This window comes from Burkholderia sp. BCC1208 (assembly GCF_902833095.1).
Taxonomy (GTDB): domain Bacteria; phylum Pseudomonadota; class Gammaproteobacteria; order Burkholderiales; family Burkholderiaceae; genus Burkholderia.
This window is the reverse complement of sequence record NZ_CADFDY010000004.1, coordinates 90312-110146: the sequence shown is the minus strand read 5'-3', so window position 1 is coordinate 110146 and position 19835 is coordinate 90312. Positions and strand designations below refer to the sequence as shown.

The window sequence follows — 19835 nt, the reverse complement described above, 5'->3', positions numbered from 1 at the left end:
AAACGGGACTGCTTAGGCGATCACTCGTACGAGAAGATGCTGCCCAGCTTGTCCATGCGCTCGAGCGCCATGCCCGAACCGCGCACGACACAGGTCAGCGGATCTTCCGCGACGAGCACCGGCAGGCCGGTTTCTTCCGCGAGCAGGCGGTCGAGGTCGCGCAGCAGCGCGCCGCCGCCCGTCAGCATCATCCCGCGTTCGGCGATGTCGGCGCCGAGTTCCGGCGGCGTCTGTTCGAGCGCGATCTTCACCGACGACACGATCTGGTTCAGCGGATCGGTCAGCGCTTCGAGAATTTCGTTGCTGGAGATCGTGAAGCTGCGCGGGATGCCTTCCGACAGGTTGCGGCCCTTGACTTCCATTTCCTTGACTTCGGAGCCCGGGAACGCGGAGCCGATTTCCTTCTTGATCGCCTCGGCGGTTTGCTCGCCGATCAGCATCCCGTAGTTGCGGCGGATGTAGTTGACGATCGCCTCGTCGAACTTGTCGCCGCCGACGCGCACCGAGCCTTTGTAGACGATGCCGCCGAGCGAGATCACGCCGACTTCGGTCGTGCCGCCGCCGATGTCGACGACCATCGAGCCGGTGGCTTCCGACACCGGCAGCCCCGCGCCGATCGCGGCCGCCATCGGCTCCTCGATCAGGTAGACCTGCGACGCGCCGGCGCCATGCGCCGCTTCCTTGATCGCGCGGCGCTCGACCTGGGTCGAGCCGCACGGCACGCAGATGATGATGCGCGGCGACGGCGAGAACATGCGCGACTCGTGGGCCGTCTTGATGAACTGCTTGATCATCTGCTCGGTGACGGTGAAGTCGGCGATCACGCCGTCCTTCATCGGGCGGATCGCCTCGATGTTGCCCGGCACCTTGCCGAGCATCTGCTTGGCTTCCTTGCCGACCGCCTGGATCGTCTTCTTGCCGTTGGGGCCGCCTTCCTGGCGGATCGACACGACGGACGGCTCATCGAGCACGATGCCCTTGCCGCGCATGTAGATCAGGGTGTTTGCGGTGCCGAGGTCGATCGCGAGATCGTTGGAGAAGTAGCTGCGCAAAAAACCGAACATTCAGAATCCTGTTTCGCTCTGAGCCGGCCCTGTGTAGCGAGGAGCGCTGAGGGCGGCAGCGGAAAAAATAACAGCCTCGGGAAGCGTGGCGGAAGCGGCCGCCGCGGCGCACGAAGCTGCGAGTGATGTCTACCGGGGATCGCACGAAGCACGCACGGCTTGCCGAAGTGGGCGAAACGGTGCGGGAAAAGGCTGCCGGGTTTGGGTCGAACGCGTAATGATACCTTATAATTTCACGGTATTTGAATCGAAACGGGCGGTATTTTTGCCGCTTCGGCCCCGATTTTTGAGGGTGGGATCGCACCCTCCAACCCCCCGCCGCAGTGCTGCTTTCGATGCACTGCGCAGCCTTGTTTTTCCGGTGATCGCATGGCCCTGACCCTGACCGATGTGAAACGCATCGCGCACCTCGCGCGACTCGAAATGGCCGACGCCGACGCCGAGCACATGCTCGGCCAGCTCAATGAATTCTTCGGCCTCGTCGAACGGATGCAGGCGGTCGACACCGCCGGCATCGCGCCGCTTGCCCACCCGATCGAACAGATCCAGGAAGTCGCGCAGCGCCTGCGCGACGACGCCGTGACGGAAGTCGTCGATCGCGACGACAACCAGCGTCCGGCGCCGGCCGTCCAGGACGGCCTCTATCTCGTGCCGAAGGTGATCGAGTAAGCGTTCGATGAAAAGCGCGCCGGCCGGCCAGCGCCGCGCGCCACCCAGAATTCCCAGGAAAACCACTCAATGCACGCAAAAAGCCTGACCGAACTGCGCGCCGCGCTCGCCGCCAAGGAATGCTCGGCCGTCGAGCTCGCGCAGCTCTATCTGAAACGGATCGACGCCGCGCGCGACCTGAACGCGTTCGTCCATGTCGACGCCGACCTCACCCTCGCGCAGGCGAAAGCCGCCGACGCCGATCTCGCGCGCGGCGCGGGCGGCGCGTTGACCGGCCTGCCGATCGCGCACAAGGATGTGTTCGTCACGCGCGGCTGGCGCTCGACCGCCGGCTCGAAGATGCTCGCGAATTACGAGAGCCCGTTCGACGCGACCGTGGTCGCCCGCCTGCAGGCGGCCGGCATGGTCACGCTCGGCAAGACCAACATGGACGAGTTCGCGATGGGCTCGTCGAACGAGAATTCCGCGTTCGGCGCGGTGAAGAACCCGTGGGACACGAACGCGGTGCCGGGCGGCAGCTCGGGCGGCAGCTCGGCCGCCGTCGCCGCGCGCCTCGCGCCGGCCGCGACCGGCACCGACACCGGCGGCTCGATCCGCCAGCCCGCGTCGTTCGCGGGCGTGACCGGCATCAAGCCGACCTACGGCCGCGTGTCGCGCTACGGGATGATCGCGTTCGCGTCGTCGCTCGACCAGGGCGGCCCGATGGCGCAGAGCGCGTCCGACTGCGCGCTGCTGCTGAACGCGATGGCCGGTTTCGACGAGCGCGACTCGACGAGCCTCGAGCGCGACGACGAGGATTTCACGCGCCACCTCGGCCAGCCGTGGGCGGCCGGCAACGATGCGGCCAAGCCGCTCGCCGGCCTGCGCATCGGCTTGCCGAACGAGTATTTCGGCGAGGGCCTCGCAGACGACGTGCGCGCGACGATCGACGCGGCGCTCAAGCAATACGAAGCGCTCGGCGCGACCCTCGTGCCCGTGTCGCTGCCGAAGACGGAACTGTCGATCCCCGTGTACTACGTGATCGCGCCGGCCGAGGCATCGTCGAACCTGTCGCGTTTCGACGGCGTGCGCTTCGGCCACCGCGCCGCGCAGTACGGCGATCTGCTCGACATGTACAAGAAGTCGCGCGCCGAAGGCTTCGGCCCCGAGGTGAAGCGCCGGATTCTGGTCGGCGCGTACGTGCTGTCGCACGGCTACTACGACGCGTATTACCTGCAGGCGCAGAAGATCCGCCGCATCATCGCCAACGATTTCCAGGAAGCGTTCAAGTCCTGCGACGTGATCATGGGCCCGGCATCGCCGACGGTCGCATGGGATCTCGGCGCGAAGGGCGACGATCCGGTGCAGATGTATCTCGCGGATATCTACACGCTGTCGGTGAGCCTCGCCGGTCTGCCCGGCATGAGCGTGCCGTGCGGCTTCGGCGCGGGCGCGAACGCGAAGCGCCCGGTCGGTCTGCAGATCATCGGCAACTATTTCAACGAAGCCCGGATGCTGCAGGTCGCCGACGCGTTCCAGCGCGCGACCGACTGGCACAAGCAAGTACCGGCAGGAGTGTAAGCACCATGACTCAATGGGAAGTCGTTATCGGTCTCGAAACGCACGCGCAACTGTCGACCGTCTCGAAGATTTTCTCGGGCGCATCGACGCAGTTCGGCGCCGACCCGAACACGCAGGCGTGCCCGGTCGACCTGGCGCTGCCGGGCGTGCTGCCGGTGCTGAACCGCGGCGCGGTCGAGCGGGCGATCCGCTTCGGCCTCGCGATCGGCTCGACCATCGCGCCGCGCAGCATCTTCGCGCGCAAGAATTATTTCTACCCCGATCTGCCGAAGGGCTATCAGATCAGCCAGTACGAGATTCCGGTCGTGCAGGGCGGCCGGATCACGATCCAGGTGCCCGCCAACGAGAAGGCCGGCAAGGCCGCGTACGAGAAGACGGTCAACCTCACCCGTGCGCACCTCGAGGAAGACGCGGGCAAGTCGCTGCATGAAGACTTCGCCGGGATGACCGGGATCGACCTGAACCGCGCGGGCACGCCGCTGCTCGAGATCGTCACCGAGCCGGAAATGCGCAGCGCGGCCGAGGCCGTCGCATACGCGAAGGCGCTGCACGGGCTCGTCGTGTGGCTCGGCATCTGCGACGGCAACATGCAGGAAGGCTCGTTCCGCTGCGATGCGAACGTGTCGGTGCGCCCGGTCGGCCAGGAGAAGTTCGGCACGCGCGCGGAAATCAAGAACCTGAACTCGTTCAGGTTCCTCGAGGAAGCGATCAACTACGAAGTGCGCCGCCAGATCGAACTGATCGAGGACGGCGGCGAAGTCGTGCAGGAAACGCGCCTGTACGATCCGGACAAGCGCGAGACGCGTTCGATGCGCAGCAAGGAAGACGCGCACGATTACCGCTACTTCCCCGATCCCGACCTGATGCCGCTCGTGATCGGCCGGGACTGGGTCGAGCGCGTGCAGTCCGGCATGCCGGAGCTGCCGGCGGCGATGCAGCAGCGCTTCGTCGACGAGTACGGCGTGTCCGCGTACGACGCGGGCGTGCTGACGTCGAGTAAGGCGATGGCCGCGTACTTCGAAGCGGTGGTCGCGAAGGCCGGCGCGGCGAACGCGAAGATCGTCGCGAACTGGCTGATGGGCGACGTGTCGTCGCAACTGAACCGCGACGGCATCGAGATCGATGCGATTCCGGTGTCGGCCGCGCAGCTCGCGCTGTTGCTGCAGCGCATCGCCGACGGCACGATCTCGAACAAGATCGCGAAGGAAATCTTCGCCACGATCTGGGACGAGAAGGCGGACGACGAAGCCGCGGCCGACCGCATCATCGACGCGAAGGGGCTCAAGCAGATCTCCGACACCGGCGCGCTGGAAGCGATCATCGACGAGGTGCTCGCGGCGAACGCGAAGTCGGTCGAGGAGTTCCGCGCGGGCAAGGAAAAGGCGTTCAACGCGCTGATCGGCCAGGCGATGAAGGCGACGAAGGGCAAGGCCAATCCGCAGCAGGTCAACGAACTGCTGAAGAAGAAGCTCGGCTGAGCATGCGCGCGCGCCTGAACCGCGCTTGACGACGGGCCGCTCCGAACCAGTTCGGGGCGGCCCGTTGCGTTTGGTGGATGCGGTATCGTATGCACCACACCGCCCAAGGAGGAACGAATGGCGAAACAACCGTCGCTCGACGATTTCCGCGTGCCCTACAGCACGCGCGAGAAGGAAGCCGCCGCATTCAAGCTCGATGCGTTCGACCCGGCCGCGAAGCCGTTTTCGTCCGGCTCGAAGGAGGCCGACCGCGAACGGCTGTCGGTCGTCTCGACCGAGCTCGACGTGCAGCAGGAGCGCCTGCACACGCAGCAGAAGAAGCGCGTGCTGCTCGTGCTGCAGGGGATGGACACGAGCGGCAAGGACGGCACCGTGCGCGCGGTGTTTCGCGAGGTCGATCCGCTCGGCCTGCGCATCGTGCCGTTCAAGGCGCCGACGCCGATCGAGGCCGCGCACGACTTTCTGTGGCGCGTGCATGCGCAGGTGCCGGCGGCGGGCGAACTCGCGATCTTTAACCGCAGCCACTACGAAGACGTCCTCGTGCCGCGCGTGCTCGGCGCGATCGGCGACAAGGAGTGCGAGCGCCGCTACCGGCAGATCCGCGATTTCGAGACGATGCTGTTCGAGAACGGCACGACCATCGTCAAGTGCTTCCTGCACATCTCGAAGGACGAGCAGCGCGCGCGGCTGCAGGCGCGCATCGACGACCCGACCAAGCACTGGAAATTCGACATCTCCGATCTCGACGCGCGCAAGCACTGGGATGCCTACCAGTCCGCGTACCGCGAAGCGCTCGCCGCGACGTCGGCCGAGCACGCGCCGTGGTACGTGATCCCGGCGAATTCGAAGACGCACCGCAACGTGATGATCGCCGAGCTGCTGCTGCGCACGATGACCGACATGAAGCTGGAATTCCCGCCGCCGAAGCCCGAGCTCGAAGGCGTGAAGATCCGCTAAGCTGCCACCCTGTAAAAACATCGAACTGAACGGAACCCGACATGATGCGAGTGATCACCGCCAACCTGAACGGCATCCGCTCCGCCGCGAAGAAGGGCTTCTTCGACTGGCTCGGCGAGCAGAACGCCGATTGCGTGTGCGTGCAGGAAATCAAGGTATCGGCCGACGACCTGCCGGCCGAATTCGTCGAGCCGCACGGCTTCAAGAGCTATTTCCACCACGCCGAGAAGAAGGGTTACAGCGGCGCGGGCGTGTACAGCCGCCGCGAGCCCGATGACGTGATTATCGGCTTCGGCAGCAGCGAATTCGATGCCGAAGGGCGCTACGTCGAGGCGCGCTACGGCAAGCTGTCGGTCGTGTCGGTGTACGTGCCGTCCGGATCGAGCGGCGAAGAGCGCCAGCAGGCGAAGTACCGCTTCATGGCCGAATTCATGCCGCACCTCGCCGCGCTGAAGAAGAAGCGAGAGGTGATCCTGTGCGGCGACGTGAACATCGTCCACAAGGAAATCGACATCAAGAACTGGAAGAGCAACCAGAAGAACTCGGGCTGCCTGCCGGAAGAGCGCGAGTGGCTCACGAAGCTGTTCGACGACGTCGGCTACGTCGACGTGTTCCGCACGCTCGACCCGCGCCCCGAGCAGTACACGTGGTGGAGCAACCGCGGCCAGGCGTACGCGAAGAACGTCGGGTGGCGGATCGATTACCAGATCGCGACCCCGGGTGTGGCCGGCACCGCGAAAAGCACGTCGATCTTCAAGGACATCAAGTTCAGCGATCACGCGCCGCTGACGATCGACTACGACTACCAGAAGTGATTCCTGGGCTACGCGGTGCGCGTAGCCGCCGAATGCAGAACGGGCCGCATGTCGAACATGCGGCCCGTTGCGTTTGACGCGGCTTACTGCTTGATCGACGCCATGTCGATCACGAACCGGTACTTAACGTCGCTCTTCAGCATCCGCTCGTAGGCCGTGTTGATCTGCTGCATCGGAATCGTCTCGATATCGGAGGTGATCCCGTGCTCCGCGCAGAAGTCGAGCATTTCCTGCGTTTCCGCGATCCCGCCGATCAGCGAACCCGCGAGGCGGCGGCGCTTGAAGATCAGGTTGAACACCTGCGGCGACGGATGATCGTGCTCCGGCGCACCGACGAGCGTCATCGTCCCGTCGCGCTTCAGCAGGTTCAGGAACGGATTCAGGTCGTGCTGCGCGGCGACCGTGTTCAGGATGAAGTCGAAGCTGTTCAGGTGCGCGTTCATCTGCGCTTCGTCCTTCGAGATCACCACTTCGTGCGCGCCGAGCCGCTTGCCGTCCTCGATCTTCGACGGCGACGTCGTGAACAGCACGACGTGCGCGCCCATCGCGCGCGCGAGCTTCACGCCCATGTGGCCGAGGCCGCCGAGGCCGACGATCCCGACCTTCTTGCCCGGGCCGACGTTCCACTGGCGCAGCGGCGAATAGGTCGTGATCCCCGCGCACAGCAGAGGCGCGGCGCCGGCCGGGTCGAGCGTGTCCGGCACGCGCAGCACGAACGCCTCGTCGACGACGAGCTGCGTCGAATAGCCGCCGTACGTGATGTCGCCGGTCACGCGATCCTGACCGTTGTAGGTGCCGACGAAGCCGTTCTCGCAATACTGTTCGAGACCTTCCGCGCAGCTCGCGCAGGTGCGGCACGAATCGACGAGGCAGCCGACGCCGACCAGCTCGCCGACCTTGAAGCGCGACACTTGCGGGCCGGTCGCGGTCACGCGGCCGACGATTTCATGGCCGGGCACGACCGGATAGATCGTGTTGCGCCATTCGTTGCGCGCCTGGTGAAGATCCGAGTGGCAGACGCCGCAGTAGAGGACGTCGATCTGGACGTCGAGGTCGCGCAGCGCGCGACGCTGGAATTCGAACGGGGCGAGCGGCGACTGCGAATCGGTCGCTGCGTAGGCATAGGTTGTGCTCATGCAATGGCTCCTTGTCCGGAAAACATCCGGCGAAACAGACTGCCGCCGCACCATGTGGCGATGCGGCGAGACAGGTGCCTATCGTAAGGAGCGCACCGCCGCGGCGAAATACCCGAAGGTCTGGAAGATTTGCCTATTCCTCTCGAATTGCCCGCGAACAGCCGTCAAAATACGTTCACGGTGCTACATTGCGAGCCAGATTCTCTTGCCGGACAGGACCATGCCGATGAGCTTCCAGCCCCTTTTGGCCGACGCGGCCGAGCGCGTGCGGCGCCGCATGATCGAACTGCATACGCGCCTCGCGCCGAACGAGGGCGACACGCTCGCGGCGCTCGACGGCGTGCGCTTCATCCGCGTGACTCATCCCGCGCCGCGCATGCCCGTTCTGTACGAGCCGAGCATCATCGTCGTGTGCCAGGGGCGCAAGCTCGGCTATCTGGGCGATCGTTCGTTCGTGTACGACGCGCAGCAATACCTGGTGCTGTCGGTGCCGCTGCCGTTCGAGTGCGAGACGTTCGCGAGCATGGAGGAGCCGTTTCTCGCGATCTCGATCCGCGTCGATCTCGCGGTGATCGCCGAACTCGCGATCCTGCTCGACGAGACGCTCGGCGCGGCCGTCAGCGAGCCGCTCGGCATCTATTCGACCCCGCTCGACGCGCCGCTGGCCGACGCGGTCGTGCGGCTGCTCGAGGCGCTCGCCTCGCCGCACGACACGCGCGTGCTGGGGCCGGCGATCATGCGCGAGATCGCGTATCGCGTGCTGACCGGCGAGCAGGGCGACGCGATGCGCGCGGCGCTCGTGCAGCAGCATCATTTCGGTCGCATCGCGAAGGCGTTGCGGCGCATTCATGCGGAGCTGAAGGCCGATCTCGACGTCGAGACGCTCGCGCGCGAAGCCGGGATGAGCCTCGCGGTGTTCCACGCGCAGTTCAAGCACGTGACGGCGACGTCGCCGATGCAGTACGTGAAGACCGCGCGGCTGCATCAGGCGCGGCTGATGATGGTGCGCGACGGAGTGGGTGCCGGCACGGCGGCCGCGCGGGTCGGCTATGCGAGCGCGTCGCAGTTCAGCCGCGAATTCAAGCGGCTGTTCGGCCGCAGCCCGGGTGACGAACTGCGCTGGATGCGCGAGAGCGGCAGCCGTGCGGCGGGCGCGGCGTCGGCCAAGCCGGCCGCGGCCAACGCCGGCGCATGAAACGATCGGCTTCGCGGGCCGCTCAGCGCCGCACGATCTTGCGTCGCTGCGCGCTGATGCCCGCGTAGTCGGGCAGCGATTCGACGCGTTTGCCCGTCGCCTTCGCGTACAGCGGCATCAGGTCCGGCAGCCGGTTCAGCAGATCCTGGCGCCGCGCCGTGCTGTACGGGTGCGTGTAGATGAAGCCCGTCGTCTTGTTCGCGCGTGTCGCGACCGCGAGCTTGTCCCACAGCGTGATCGCCGCGCGCGGATCGAAGCCCGCGCGTGCGGCGATGTCGCCGCCGATCACGTCGGCTTCGGTCTCGTCGGTCGGATCGTAGTGGAGCGTCTGCAGGCGCTCGCCGAGGTTCAGTGCCTGCGGCAGCGGATCGCCGACGCCGAACAGCGGCGGCAGCGTGGCCGCGCGCAGCGACGTCTGCGAGGCTGCGCCGAAGTTGCTGCGCGCGTGTTCGCGCAGCGCGTGCGCGATGCCGTGCGCGAGCAGCACGCCGAGCTCGTCGTCGTTCAGGCGGATGTGGTCGAGCAGGCCGCCGTACACGAGCACCTTGCCGCCCGGCAGGCAGGTCAGGCGGATGTCGCGCGAGCGGATCGCGTTGACGTCCCATGCCCAGTTCTTTACGCGATCGTTCCACTTCACCGAATACGGCGCGAGCTTCGCGACGATCGCGCGCAGGCGCTTCACGCGCGGCTGGTTCGCGGCCAGCAGGCGGTTGCCGTCGGCGGCCGCCTGCACGATCTGCGCGTACTCGCTCGCGGTGAGCTGCTCGAGCAGCGGCGACGGAAGCAGCGTGCGGAACGCGATCTCGTTGCCGTAGCGGACCTGCTGCGGCGTCGGCGTATACGTCTTCGTCGACACGGCGCCGCCGGTCGGCTGCGCGGCTTCGGCGGCGGACGGCGCGGCGGGCGCGGCGGGCGCGGCGGAAGTCGCCGGTGTGGATGGCGTTGCCTGCGCCGCGGCCGGCGCGGAGCCCGCCGCGGCCGAGCCGGTGTCGGCCGCGTGCGCGAACCCCGCGGCGAGTGCCGCGGCGCCGACGCTCAGCGAAGCCGCAACGCGCGCGACGCGATGCAGGCGCTTACTGAGCACGGCTGGCCTCGCCGTTGCGGGCGGCACCGTTCCACGGCGCGATCCTGAACAGCAGCAGCATGCCGGGAATCGCGAGCGCGGTGCACACGATGAAGTAGTCGTACCAGCCGATCTTCGCGACGACGAAGCCGCTCGCGGCCGACGCGAGCGTGCGCGGCACCGACGCGAGGCTCGTGAACAGCGCGAACTGCGTGGCCGTGTAGCGCGGGTCGGTCGTGCTCGCGATATACGCGACGAACGCGGCCATCGTCAGGCCGGTCGTGAAGGTTTCGAAGCCGTAGACGATTGCGAGCGCGACCGTCATCGGGCTGAATTGCGGCGCGACGGCAATGCCGAACACCGACAGCGCCGAAGCGATCGCATGGCTCGTCGAAACGGTGAAGTCGTAGAGCACCGCGAGCACGGGCGAGCCGGGGCCGAGCTGCGCGAGCCACGCGAAGCCGAGCGTCGACACCATCTGCAGCGCGCCGAAGATCCACAGCCCGCGGCCGATGCCGATCTTCACGAGCCAGATGCCGCCGATGATGCCGCCGGCGACGCTCGCGACGAGCGCGGTGGTCTTCGCGACGATGCCGATCTCGGTGCGCGTGAAGCCGATGTCGAGGAAGAACGACGTCGACAGCGTGGTGGCCATCGTGTCGCCGATCTTGAACAGGAAGATGAACGCGATGACGAGCAGCGCGCCGGCCCAGCCGTCGCGCTGGATGAATTCACGGAACGGCAGCACGATCGCGTCGCGCAGGTTGCGCGGCGGCGTGCCGACCACTTCCGGCTCGCGCACGACGAGCGTCATCAGGATGCCCGGCAGCATGAACGCGCCGGTGATCGCGAATACCGCGTCCCACGGCAGGTGGTCGGACAGGATCAGCGCCAGCGAGCCGGGGATCAGCGCGGCGAGCTTGTACGCGTTCACGTGCACCGCGTTGCCGAGCCCCTGCTCGGTGTCGCGCAGCAGCTCGCGGCGATACGCGTCGATCACGATGTCGGCGCTCGCGCCGAAGAACGCGACGAGCGTCGTGAGCGCGGCGACCGTCCAGATCGAGTCGCGCGGCGACACGAAGCCGAGCGCGGCGATCGCGCCCGCGACCAGCAACTGCGTGAGCAGCAGCCAGCCGCGCCGGCGGCCCGGCCGCCAGCCGGGCAGGCGCGGGATGTAGCGGTCCATCAGCGGCGCCCACAGGAACTTCCACGTATACGGGAACTGGATCAGCGCGAACAGGCCGATTTCCTTCAGGTTCACGCCTTCGGAGCGCAGCCATGCCTGCACGAGGTAGACGAGCGTGAAGAGGGGCAGCCCGGACGTGAAGCCCAGAAACACGCAGATCAGCATGTGCGTGTTCAGATAGGCGCGCCAGCCGGGGTGATCCTCGTGAGCGGTGAGTGCGGGCGCCTCGTGTGGCGTTTTCGACATGGAGTGGAACTGGGTAGCGTTGACTGACGGCGGCGGTAGCGCAGGCGGCGCGGACGGGCGCAGGAGGGGCGGCCGCGCGCGTGGGCGGGCCGGATCTTCCGTCAACGGCTCCCCGGCTCAGCTGCGCTTGACGCGATAGACAGCAAGACTACCACGCCAGTTCGCTCCCCATCGAATCGGCTGGCCTTCGTGCAGCACGACGCGGTCGAGGATCGTGACACCGACCTCCGGCGCGAGCGCCTCGAAATCCTTGATCGTCAGCACCCGCACGTTCGGCGTGTTGTGCCACTGGTACGGCAGCGATTTCGATACCGGCATGCGGCCGTGCAGCACCGACAGCCGGTGCGACCAGTAGCCGAAGTTCGGGAACGACACGATGCACTCGCGCCCGACGCGCGCCGTTTCGCGCAGGATCGCGGCCGTCTGGTGGATCGTCTGCAAAGTTTGCGACAGGATCGCGATGTCGAAGCTGTGATCCTCGAACAGGCGCAGGCCGTCCTCGAGGTTCTGCTGGATCACGTTGATGCCGTTTTTCGCGCTCGCGAGCACGCCCGCGTCGTTCAGCTCGATCCCGTAGCCGGTGACGTCCAGCTCCTCCATCAGCAGCGCGAGCAGCGAGCCGTCGCCGCAGCCGAGGTCGAGCACGGTCGAGCGCGGCTCGACCCAGCGGGCGATCGTGCGGAAGTCCGCGCGCGCGGACAGGGAATTCAGCGCTTGCTGGTTCATGCTCCCACCTCGATGGCGATTCGTTCGTAATACGCGCGGATCAGGTTGTGATAGCGCGCGTCGTCGAGCAGGAACGCGTCGTGGCCGTGCGGCGCATCGATTTCCGCGTAGCTGACCGTGCGCTTGTTGTCGAGCAGCGCCTTCACGATCTCGCGCGAGCGCGCCGGCGCGAAGCGCCAGTCGGTCGAGAAGCTCGCGATCAGGTATTTCGCTTGCGTCTGTGCGAGCGCGGCCGTCAGGTTGCCGTCGAACGCCTTCGCCGGGTCGAAATAGTCGAGCGCGCGCGTGATCAGCAGGTAGGTGTTCGCGTCGAAGTAGTCGGCGAACTTGTCGCCCTGGTAGCGCAGGTACGACTCGACCTCGAATTCGACGTCGAAGCTGAAGTTGTACGCATCGAGTGCGCCGTCCGCGCGGCGCAGCGCCCGGCCGAATTTCTCGGCCATGTCGTCGTCGGACAGATACGTGATGTGGCCGATCATCCGCGCGACGCGCAGGCCGCGCTTCGGTTTCACGCCGTGCGCGTAATAGTCGCCGCCGTGGAAGTCGGGGTCGGACAGGATCGCCGAGCGCGCGACCTCGTTGAACGCGATGTTCTGCGCGGACAGCTTCGGCGTCGACGCGATGTCGATGCAGTGCGCGACGCGCTCCGGATACATCAGGCTCCACGCGAGCGCCTGCATCCCGCCGAGGCTGCCGCCCATCACGGCGGCAAAGCGCTCGATGCCGAACGCGTCGGCGACGCGCGCCTGCGCATGCACCCAGTCCTCGACGGTCACCACCGGGAACTTCGCGCCGTACGGCTTGCCGGTCGACGGATCGATGCTCATCGGGCCGGTCGAGCCGAAGCACGAACCGAGGTTGTTTACGCCGATCACGAAGAAGCGGTTGGTGTCGAGCGGCTTGGCCGGCCCGACCATGTTGTCCCACCAGCCGGTGCTGCGCGGATCGTCCGCGTAGACGCCGGCGACGTGATGCGACGCGTTGAGTGCGTGGCAGACGAGCACCGCGTTCGAGCGCGCGGCGTTGAGCTCGCCGTACGTCTCGACGACGAGCTGATAGTTGCCGAGCGCGCTGCCGTTTTGCAAACGCAGCGGTTCGGCGAAGTGCATGGTCTGTGGAGCGACGATGCCGATCGATTCCATTCGTTCCGCCTTATGACTGGGCGGCTAAATGGTGTCGGCGAGGCGCGGAGTCGGAGATGCGCGGCTGACGACCTCTTTAGCCGCATTTGTAGTGAACCGCCGGGACAAAGAGAAACCAAGGCCCCGGCCGGTTCGCGCGCCCGCAATCGAGTCAGCAAATCGGCGCGCTTCCGACCTGCCGCCAAGGGGGCGGCAGGTCGGCAAAGTATAGCGGAAATTGCGAAGCGCGGATTTCGGCGCGTGGCCGAGCGCGCCGTCAGACGCCGCTCACTGCAGGATCAGCCGCAACTGCGCATCGGCCTGCTCGCCGGGCGGCTTCTGGAATCCGCCCTTCGCGAAGCGATGCCACCTGCCGATCACATAGCTGACGAGCAGGCTCGCCCGCACAGCCGGATCGTAATCGGCCGGCAGCACGAACGGCGCCGCGCCGTCGGGCGCGCCCGCTTCCGTGCGCGCGACGCGCAGGCATTGCTTGACGGTCGCCTCGATACGGTCGAGCAACTGGTTCACGCGCTCGGTGAGCCGCTCGTCCTCGCCGACGAGCGCCTCGCCCGTCAGCACGCGCGTCATCCCGGGATTCTTCGCGGCGAAATTGAGCATCGTCAGCGCGATCGTGCGTGCCTGCAGCACGCCGTTCGGCTCCTTCGCGACGATCTGGTTGACGAGGCCGAACAGCGACTGCTCGATGAACTCGATCAGCCCTTCGTACATCTTCGCCTTGCTCGCGAAGTGCCGGTACAGCGCGGCTTCCGACACGTCGAGCCGGGCCGCGAGCGCGGCGGTCGTGATCTTCTCGGATTTCGGCGCCTCGAGCATCGCGGCGAGCGTCTGCAGGATCATCACGCGCCGCTCGCCCGGCTTCGGGCGCGGGCGCGAGGGTGTGGCCTGGCCTTCCGTTACGGCTTGGTCCTGCGGGTGAGTCGGCTGCATTTTTGTCGCCCCGATCGAGTGCCCAGTCGCAGCGATTTTAACGAACGAATCCGCTGGTCGACATAAAGCGGGCGCCCGGTGCCCGGCAGATGGCCCGGCAGGTGCCCCGTGATCCATACCGTGCCGATGCCGAGGCGCTTGTAGTGCTTCAGGTGGCTGCGGGTATCCTCGACGAGGATCGCGTCGGCCGCACGCGCATGCGCGGCGCGCAGTATCCGGCGCAGCATCGCGTGGTCGGGCTTGGCGCGCCACGCACGGCGGTCGCGCATGTGTTCGATCGCGATCACGCGCTCGAACAGCCGCTCGATGCGCAGCTCGTGCAGCACCGCGCGCGCGTAGTGCTCCGGCGCGTTGGTCAGCACCAGCTTGCGACCCGGCAGCGCGGCGACGATGCGCGCGAGGCCGCGCTCGGCGCGCACCATCGCGGGCAGGTCGGAAAACGTGTGGACCACGCGCAGGAAGTCGTGCGGGTCGATCGGGTGATGGCGCGTGAGGCCGAGCAGCGCGGCGCCGTAGCGCTCGGTGTAGCCGTTGCGCAGGCGGTCGGCTTCGGCTCGCCCGACCTGCAGCGCGTCGATGATGTATTGCGTCATCGCACGGTTGATCTCCGGAAAGATCGCGTGCGACGCGTGGTGCAGCGTGTTGTCGAGATCGAACAGCCAGACGGGCGCGCCGGCGCGCGGCCGGCTGCGCGAGATGCGTCGGCGCCGCAACGGGGCCGGCAGAGCCGAGCCGGCAGGCGGGCGGCGCGCGCTCAATGCGAGCGGATCATCGTGCCGAACGGCTGCTCGGTCAGGATTTCCAGCAGCACCGAGTGCTCGATCCGGCCATCGACGATGTGCACCGACTTCACGCCGCTCTTCGCCGCGTCGAGCGCCGACGAAATCTTCGGCAGCATGCCGCCCGAAATCGTGCCGTCCTCGAACAGTGCGTCGATCTCGCGTGCGGACAGGTCGGTCAGCAGGTTGCCGTCCTTGTCCATCACGCCCGGGATGTTGGTCATCATCAGCAGCTTCTCGGCGTTCAGCACGGTCGCGAGCTTGCCCGCGACGAGGTCTGCGTTGATGTTGTACGAGAGGCCGTCCTGACCGAGGCCGATCGGCGAGATCACCGGGATGAACGCATCGTCCTGCAGCGCCTTCACGACGGCCGGGTTGATCGCCTCGACTTCGCCGACCTGGCCGATGTCGATGTACTGGCCCGGGTTGTCGCGGTCCGGCATCAGCAGCTTGCGCGCGTGGATCAGGCCGCCGTCCTTGCCCGTCAGGCCCACCGCGTGGCCGCCGAAGTGGTTGATTAGCATCACGATGTCCTGCTGCACTTCGCCGCCGAGCACCCATTCGACGACTTCCATCGTCTCTTCGTCGGTGACGCGCATGCCCTGGATGAAGGTGCCGGCCTTGCCGATCTTCTTCAGCGCGTGATCGATCTGCGGACCGCCGCCGTGGACGATCACCGGGTTGATGCCGACCAGTTTCAGCAGGATCACGTCGCGCGCGAAGCCTTGCTTGAGCCGCTCTTCCGTCATCGCGTTGCCGCCGTATTTGATGACCACGGTCTTGCCGTGGTAGCGACGGATATACGGCAGCGCCTCCGCGAGGATTTCTGCTTTCAGCGTGGGGGCGATCTGCGAGAGGTCGATGGGCTCGGACATGGCGGCGGCTCTGGCTGGGAACGGTTGAAACAGGGCGAATTGTACAGGAGTGGCGCAGCGCAGCATCGGGTTTTTGGGCCGGCCGGAACACCGGCGGCGCGACGCGGCATCGCACGCGGCGGCCCGCCGGCTATGGCGCGGCACGATTCGAGCGTGGTCGCGCTGAGGGCGCCGACGGGCGGGTGCGCGTGCGTTTGCGGCCGACTTCGGCCGGGCGGCCGGCGTGCAAAATTCAGCCGCCGCGCTATGCTTGTCGCGTAGGGCGATGTCCCGCCCGCTTCCGCGAATGCGCCATGACCGATTCCGCCGCCGACGCCCGTTCCGCCCCGCGCCGTGCGCGCTGCCCGCACTGCGGGCGCGGCTTCGACTGCGGCGCGCACACGCAGCCGTTCGACTGCTGGTGCGCGTCGATGCCGGTGCTGCCCGACGGCACGCCGCCGGCGGCCGGTGCGCGATGCCGATGCCCCGAGTGCCTGGCTGACGAGATTGCGCAGCGCATGGCCGGCGCGGCCGGTTGACGAGGCGCCGCCGGAGGCCCCGCCGCGCACGCGCGTCGCCCGTTCGTGCGCGCGGATCCGGCCCCGCTAGAGGCGCGGGGCGCTAAACGGGTAAACTGCCCGGATGCAACGAATCACCACCACCGGGCGCGTCAACCTCAGTCACCTGTTCTGGCTCCGCAATCTCGCGATCATCGGCCAGCTCGTGACGATCGGCGTCGTGCAGACCTATTTCGGCGTACATCTGCCGCTGCCGGCGATGCTGATGGTCATCGCGCTCGAAATCGTTTTCAACGCGCTGACCTGGGTGCGCGTGCTGCGCGCGCGGCCCGAGACCAATTTCGAGCTGCTCGGCCAGCTGTGGGTCGACCTCGGTGCGCTGTCCGCACTGCTGTTCCTGTCGGGCGGCACGACCAACCCGTTCGTGTCGCTGTACCTGCCGTCGCTCGCGATCGCGGCGGCCGTGCTGCCGTGGCACCTGATGATCTGGCTCGCGGCGTTCGCGGTCGCGTGCTACGCGGCGCTCGGCTTCGATTCGGTGCCGCTCAACATGGACAATCCGGCGAACCTGTTCGACTACTACCGCACCGGCATGTGGGCGAACTTCATGGTCAGCGTCGGGCTGATCGCGTGGTTCGTCGCGCGCATGTCGAATGCGCTGCGCCAGCGCGACGCGGCGCTTGGCGAAGCGCAGCAGCACCTGCTGCGCGACGAGCGGGCGGTCGCGCTCGGCGTGCAGGCCGCCACCGTCGCGCACGAAATGGGCACGCCGCTGTCGACGATCGCGATGCTCGCCGAGGAGTTGCGCGACGCGGCGCGCGCCGATCCGGGGCTGGCGCGCTACGAGGCCGACCTGAAGGTGCTCGAGGAGCAGATGACGCTCTGCACGTCGGCGCTCGCGCGCCTGCGCAGCCGCGCGAGCACGCCGGCGAGCCGCCAGCCGGTGGACGACTGGCTCGACACGTTCGTCGAGCACTGGCGCCTGCGGCATCCGCACGTGCAGTTCGAGTTGCTCGGCGCGCGCCCGTCGGGCGTCGCGCTCGACGATACGGTCGCGGCCGGCCAGATCCTGACGATCCTGCTCGACAACGCCGCGCGCGCGAGCCCGCAGCGCGTGACGCTCGCCGCGAAGGTCGCGCACGACCGCGCGGCCGACGAAATCGAATTCGAGGTATGCGACGACGGGCCCGGCATTCCGGCCGCGCTGCGCGAATCGCTCGGCGCGATGCCGGTCGACAGCACGCAGGGCGGGCACGGCGTCGGCCTGTATCTCGCGTTCAGTGCGGCCGCGCGGCTGGGCGGCGAGATCGAACTGTCCGATGTCACGCCGCGTGCGGCGGGCGGCAACGGGCGGGCCGGCGGTGCGGCGAACGGCCACGCGGCGGCCACATCGGGACAACGCACGGGTGCACGTGCAGCCGAACGGCCAACCGGCACGCCGGACAGCCGCCCGCCGGCCGGCGCAGCGGCCGTGCGCGGCACGCGGGCCGTGCTGCGCCTGCCGGTCGTGCGTGTCGCGATGCCGGCTGCCTCAACCAACACGTAGACGGAGAAACCACATGAGCGAGAACAACTTCCTGGTGATCGACGACAACGAGGTGTTCGCGGGCACGCTCGCGCGCGGCCTCGAGCGCCGCGGTTACGCGGTTCAGCAGGCGCACGACAAGGAGGCGGCGCTCCGGCTCGCCGCGGGCGGCAAGTTCCAGTTCATCACCGTCGACCTGCATCTCGGCGAGGATTCGGGGCTGAGCCTGATCGCGCCGTTGTGCGATCTGCAGCCCGATGCGCGGATTCTAGTGCTGACCGGCTACGCGAGCATCGCGACCGCCGTGCAGGCCGTGAAGGAAGGCGCCGACAACTACCTCGCGAAGCCGGCGAACGTCGAGTCGATCCTGGCCGCGCTGCAGACCAACGCGACCGAAGTGCAGGCCGACGAGGCGCTCGAGAATCCGGTCGTGCTGTCGGTCGACCGGCTCGAATGGGAGCACATCCAGCGCGTGCTGGCCGAGAACAACAACAACATTTCGGCGACCGCGCGCGCGCTGAACATGCACCGCCGCACACTGCAGCGCAAGCTCGCGAAGAAGCCGGTTCGGCAATAAGCGGCACACCAACGAAAACGGGCGGCCCCCGACGAAGGGGCCGCCCGTTTTTCATCCGGCGCCGCGCGCGTTACAGCACGTAGCGCGACAGGTCTTCGTCCTGCGACACTTCGCCGAGCGCGCGGTCGACGTACTTCGCGTCGATCGTCACGCGCTCGCCGGCGTGGTTGCCCGCCGAGAACGACACTTCCTCGAGCAGCTTCTCGATCACCGTGTACAGCCGGCGAGCACCGATGTTCTCGGTTTTCTCGTTAACCGCGAATGCGATCTCGGCGAGGCGCCGGATACCGTCGTCGGCGAATTCGAGCTGCACGTCTTCGGTCGCGAGCAGTGCCTGGTACTGCTTGACGAGGCTCGCGTCGGTCGCATCGAGGATCGCCTCGAAGTCTTCGACCGACAGCGAATCGAGCTCGACGCGGATCGGGAAGCGCCCCTGCAGTTCGGGAATCAGGTCGCTCGGCTTCGCGAGGTGGAATGCGCCGCTCGCGATGAACAGGATGTGATCGGTCTTCACCATCCCGTACTTCGTGTTGACCGTCGTGCCCTCGACGAGCGGCAGCAGGTCGCGTTGCACGCCCTGGCGCGACACTTCACCGCCGGTGCCTTCGTTGTTGCGCGACGTGATCTTGTCGATCTCGTCGAGGAACACGATGCCGTTCTGCTCGACGTTCTGCACGGCCTTCGTCTTCACTTCCTCTTCGTTCAGCATCTTCGCCGCTTCCTCGTCGGTCAGCAGCTTCAGCGCTTCCTTGATCTTCACCTTGCGGCGCTGCTTCTTGCCGCTGCCGAGGTTCGAGAACATCGAGCGGATCTGCTCGGTCATCTCTTCCATCCCGGGCGGCGCCATGATGTCCATGCCGACCGACGGCTGCTCGAGGTCGAGCTCGACTTCCTTGTCGTCGAGCTGGCCTTCGCGTAGGCGCTTGCGGAACGTCTGGCGCGTCGCGTTGTTGTCGTCGTTCGCGTGGTCGGCATTGCCGCCGAAGCCCACCGCGCGCGGTTGCGGCAGCAGGATGTCGAGGATGCGGTCTTCCGCCTGATCGGTCGCCTTGCTGCGCACCTTGCGCATCTCGGTTTCGCGCGTCTGCTTGACCGACGTTTCCATCAGGTCGCGCACGATGCTGTCGACGTCGCGGCCGACGTAGCCGACTTCGGTGAACTTGGTCGCTTCGATCTTGATGAACGGCGCATCGGCGAGCTTCGCGAGGCGGCGCGCGATTTCGGTCTTGCCGACGCCCGTCGGCCCGATCATCAGGATGTTCTTCGGGGTGATTTCCTGGCGCAGCGGGTCGGCGACCTGCTGGCGGCGCCAGCGGTTGCGCAGCGCGACGGCGACGGCCTTCTTCGCCTTCGCCTGGCCGATGATGTGCTTGTCGAGTTCCGAGACGATCTCGGCAGGGGTCATGGTGCTCATG

General features: G+C 67.2%; 19 protein-coding genes. 9 read left to right on the top strand and 10 right to left on the bottom strand.

Annotation, left to right across the window (positions count from 1 at the left end; translation table 11 throughout):
* Positions 1–20 precede the first annotated feature (20 nt).
* Positions 21–1064, bottom strand: coding sequence for a rod shape-determining protein (locus tag HWX09_RS10805; RefSeq protein ID WP_004189550.1), 1044 nt, complete (start codon positions 1062–1064; stop codon positions 21–23).
* A 369-nt stretch (positions 1065–1433) separates the two neighbouring features.
* On the opposite strand from HWX09_RS10805, the gene gatC reads away from it, so the two are divergent.
* The 5 genes from gatC (at position 1434) to HWX09_RS10780 (ending at position 6543) form a co-directional block, all read left to right on the top strand.
* Positions 1434–1733 (top strand): Asp-tRNA(Asn)/Glu-tRNA(Gln) amidotransferase subunit GatC, encoded by a 300-nt coding sequence (gatC, locus tag HWX09_RS10800; protein ID WP_027785747.1) that lies wholly within the window; start codon positions 1434–1436, stop codon positions 1731–1733.
* A 69-nt stretch (positions 1734–1802) separates the two neighbouring features.
* A complete protein-coding gene (gene gatA, locus HWX09_RS10795) occupies positions 1803–3293 on the top strand; it encodes an Asp-tRNA(Asn)/Glu-tRNA(Gln) amidotransferase subunit GatA (RefSeq protein ID WP_027785746.1) in 1491 nt (496 codons plus the stop codon).
* A gap of 5 nt (positions 3294–3298) precedes the next feature.
* Positions 3299–4771 carry an Asp-tRNA(Asn)/Glu-tRNA(Gln) amidotransferase subunit GatB gene (gene gatB / locus HWX09_RS10790; protein ID WP_027785745.1) on the top strand — a complete coding sequence of 491 codons (1473 nt, stop codon included), beginning with the start codon at positions 3299–3301 and terminating at the stop codon, positions 4769–4771.
* A 117-nt stretch (positions 4772–4888) separates the two neighbouring features.
* Positions 4889–5728, top strand: coding sequence for a polyphosphate kinase 2 family protein (locus tag HWX09_RS10785; RefSeq protein WP_027785744.1), 840 nt, complete (start codon positions 4889–4891; stop codon positions 5726–5728).
* 41 nt (positions 5729–5769) lie between these two features.
* Positions 5770–6543, top strand: a complete 774-nt coding sequence (locus HWX09_RS10780) for an exodeoxyribonuclease III (protein WP_027785743.1) — start codon at positions 5770–5772, stop codon at positions 6541–6543.
* Positions 6544–6626: 83 nt separating this feature from the next.
* Here the strand turns inward: HWX09_RS10780 and HWX09_RS10775 are convergent, their stop codons facing one another.
* Positions 6627–7679: an NAD(P)-dependent alcohol dehydrogenase gene (locus tag HWX09_RS10775; RefSeq protein ID WP_027785742.1), complete on the bottom strand. Its 1053-nt coding sequence runs from the start codon at positions 7677–7679 to the stop codon at positions 6627–6629.
* A gap of 226 nt (positions 7680–7905) precedes the next feature.
* Between HWX09_RS10775 and HWX09_RS10770 the strand changes: the two genes are divergently transcribed.
* Positions 7906–8874: an AraC family transcriptional regulator gene (locus HWX09_RS10770; RefSeq protein ID WP_027785741.1), complete on the top strand. Its 969-nt coding sequence runs from the start codon at positions 7906–7908 to the stop codon at positions 8872–8874.
* Between the two features lie 22 nt (positions 8875–8896).
* Here HWX09_RS10770 and HWX09_RS10765 read toward each other — a convergent pair whose 3' ends face one another.
* The 7 genes from HWX09_RS10765 to argB form a co-directional block, all read right to left on the bottom strand.
* Positions 8897–9958 carry a M48 family metallopeptidase gene (locus HWX09_RS10765; RefSeq protein WP_027785740.1) on the bottom strand — a complete coding sequence of 354 codons (1062 nt, stop codon included), beginning with the start codon at positions 9956–9958 and terminating at the stop codon, positions 8897–8899.
* Positions 9948–11369, bottom strand: coding sequence for an AmpG family muropeptide MFS transporter (locus tag HWX09_RS10760; RefSeq protein WP_027785739.1), 1422 nt, complete (start codon positions 11367–11369; stop codon positions 9948–9950). Before HWX09_RS10760 ends, HWX09_RS10765 begins: the two co-directional genes overlap by 11 nt.
* Positions 11370–11486: 117 nt before the next feature.
* Positions 11487–12095: a methionine biosynthesis protein MetW gene (gene metW, locus HWX09_RS10755; protein ID WP_021156285.1), complete on the bottom strand. Its 609-nt coding sequence runs from the start codon at positions 12093–12095 to the stop codon at positions 11487–11489.
* Positions 12092–13237, bottom strand: coding sequence for a homoserine O-acetyltransferase (locus HWX09_RS10750; protein ID WP_027785738.1), 1146 nt, complete (start codon positions 13235–13237; stop codon positions 12092–12094). Before HWX09_RS10750 ends, metW begins: the two co-directional genes overlap by 4 nt.
* A 267-nt stretch (positions 13238–13504) precedes the next feature.
* Positions 13505–14167 carry a nucleoid occlusion factor SlmA gene (slmA, locus tag HWX09_RS10745; protein WP_027785737.1) on the bottom strand — a complete coding sequence of 221 codons (663 nt, stop codon included), beginning with the start codon at positions 14165–14167 and terminating at the stop codon, positions 13505–13507.
* The gene (locus HWX09_RS10740; RefSeq protein WP_027785736.1) at positions 14134–14925 is read right to left on the bottom strand and encodes an HAD-IA family hydrolase; all 792 of its coding nucleotides are present in this window, start codon (positions 14923–14925) and stop codon (positions 14134–14136) included. The genes slmA and HWX09_RS10740 overlap by 34 nt, the downstream gene beginning before the upstream one ends.
* The gene (gene argB, locus HWX09_RS10735; RefSeq protein ID WP_027785735.1) at positions 14922–15821 is read right to left on the bottom strand and encodes an acetylglutamate kinase; all 900 of its coding nucleotides are present in this window, start codon (positions 15819–15821) and stop codon (positions 14922–14924) included. The genes HWX09_RS10740 and argB overlap by 4 nt, the downstream gene beginning before the upstream one ends.
* Positions 15822–16114: 293 nt before the next feature.
* Here argB and HWX09_RS10730 point away from each other — a divergent pair, with 293 nt between their 5' ends.
* From HWX09_RS10730 to HWX09_RS10720, 3 genes are all read left to right on the top strand, one after another.
* Positions 16115–16339: a cysteine-rich CWC family protein gene (locus HWX09_RS10730; RefSeq protein WP_027785734.1), complete on the top strand. Its 225-nt coding sequence runs from the start codon at positions 16115–16117 to the stop codon at positions 16337–16339.
* Between the two features lie 103 nt (positions 16340–16442).
* Positions 16443–17864: an ATP-binding protein gene (locus HWX09_RS10725; protein WP_027785733.1), complete on the top strand. Its 1422-nt coding sequence runs from the start codon at positions 16443–16445 to the stop codon at positions 17862–17864.
* 13 nt (positions 17865–17877) lie between these two features.
* On the top strand, positions 17878–18420 hold the full coding sequence (locus HWX09_RS10720; RefSeq protein ID WP_021156278.1) for a response regulator transcription factor: 543 nt from the start codon (positions 17878–17880) through the stop codon (positions 18418–18420).
* A gap of 70 nt (positions 18421–18490) precedes the next feature.
* Here the strand turns inward: HWX09_RS10720 and hslU are convergent, their stop codons facing one another.
* Positions 18491–19834 carry an ATP-dependent protease ATPase subunit HslU gene (gene hslU / locus HWX09_RS10715; RefSeq protein ID WP_027785732.1) on the bottom strand — a complete coding sequence of 448 codons (1344 nt, stop codon included), beginning with the start codon at positions 19832–19834 and terminating at the stop codon, positions 18491–18493.
* Position 19835 lies beyond the last annotated feature (1 nt).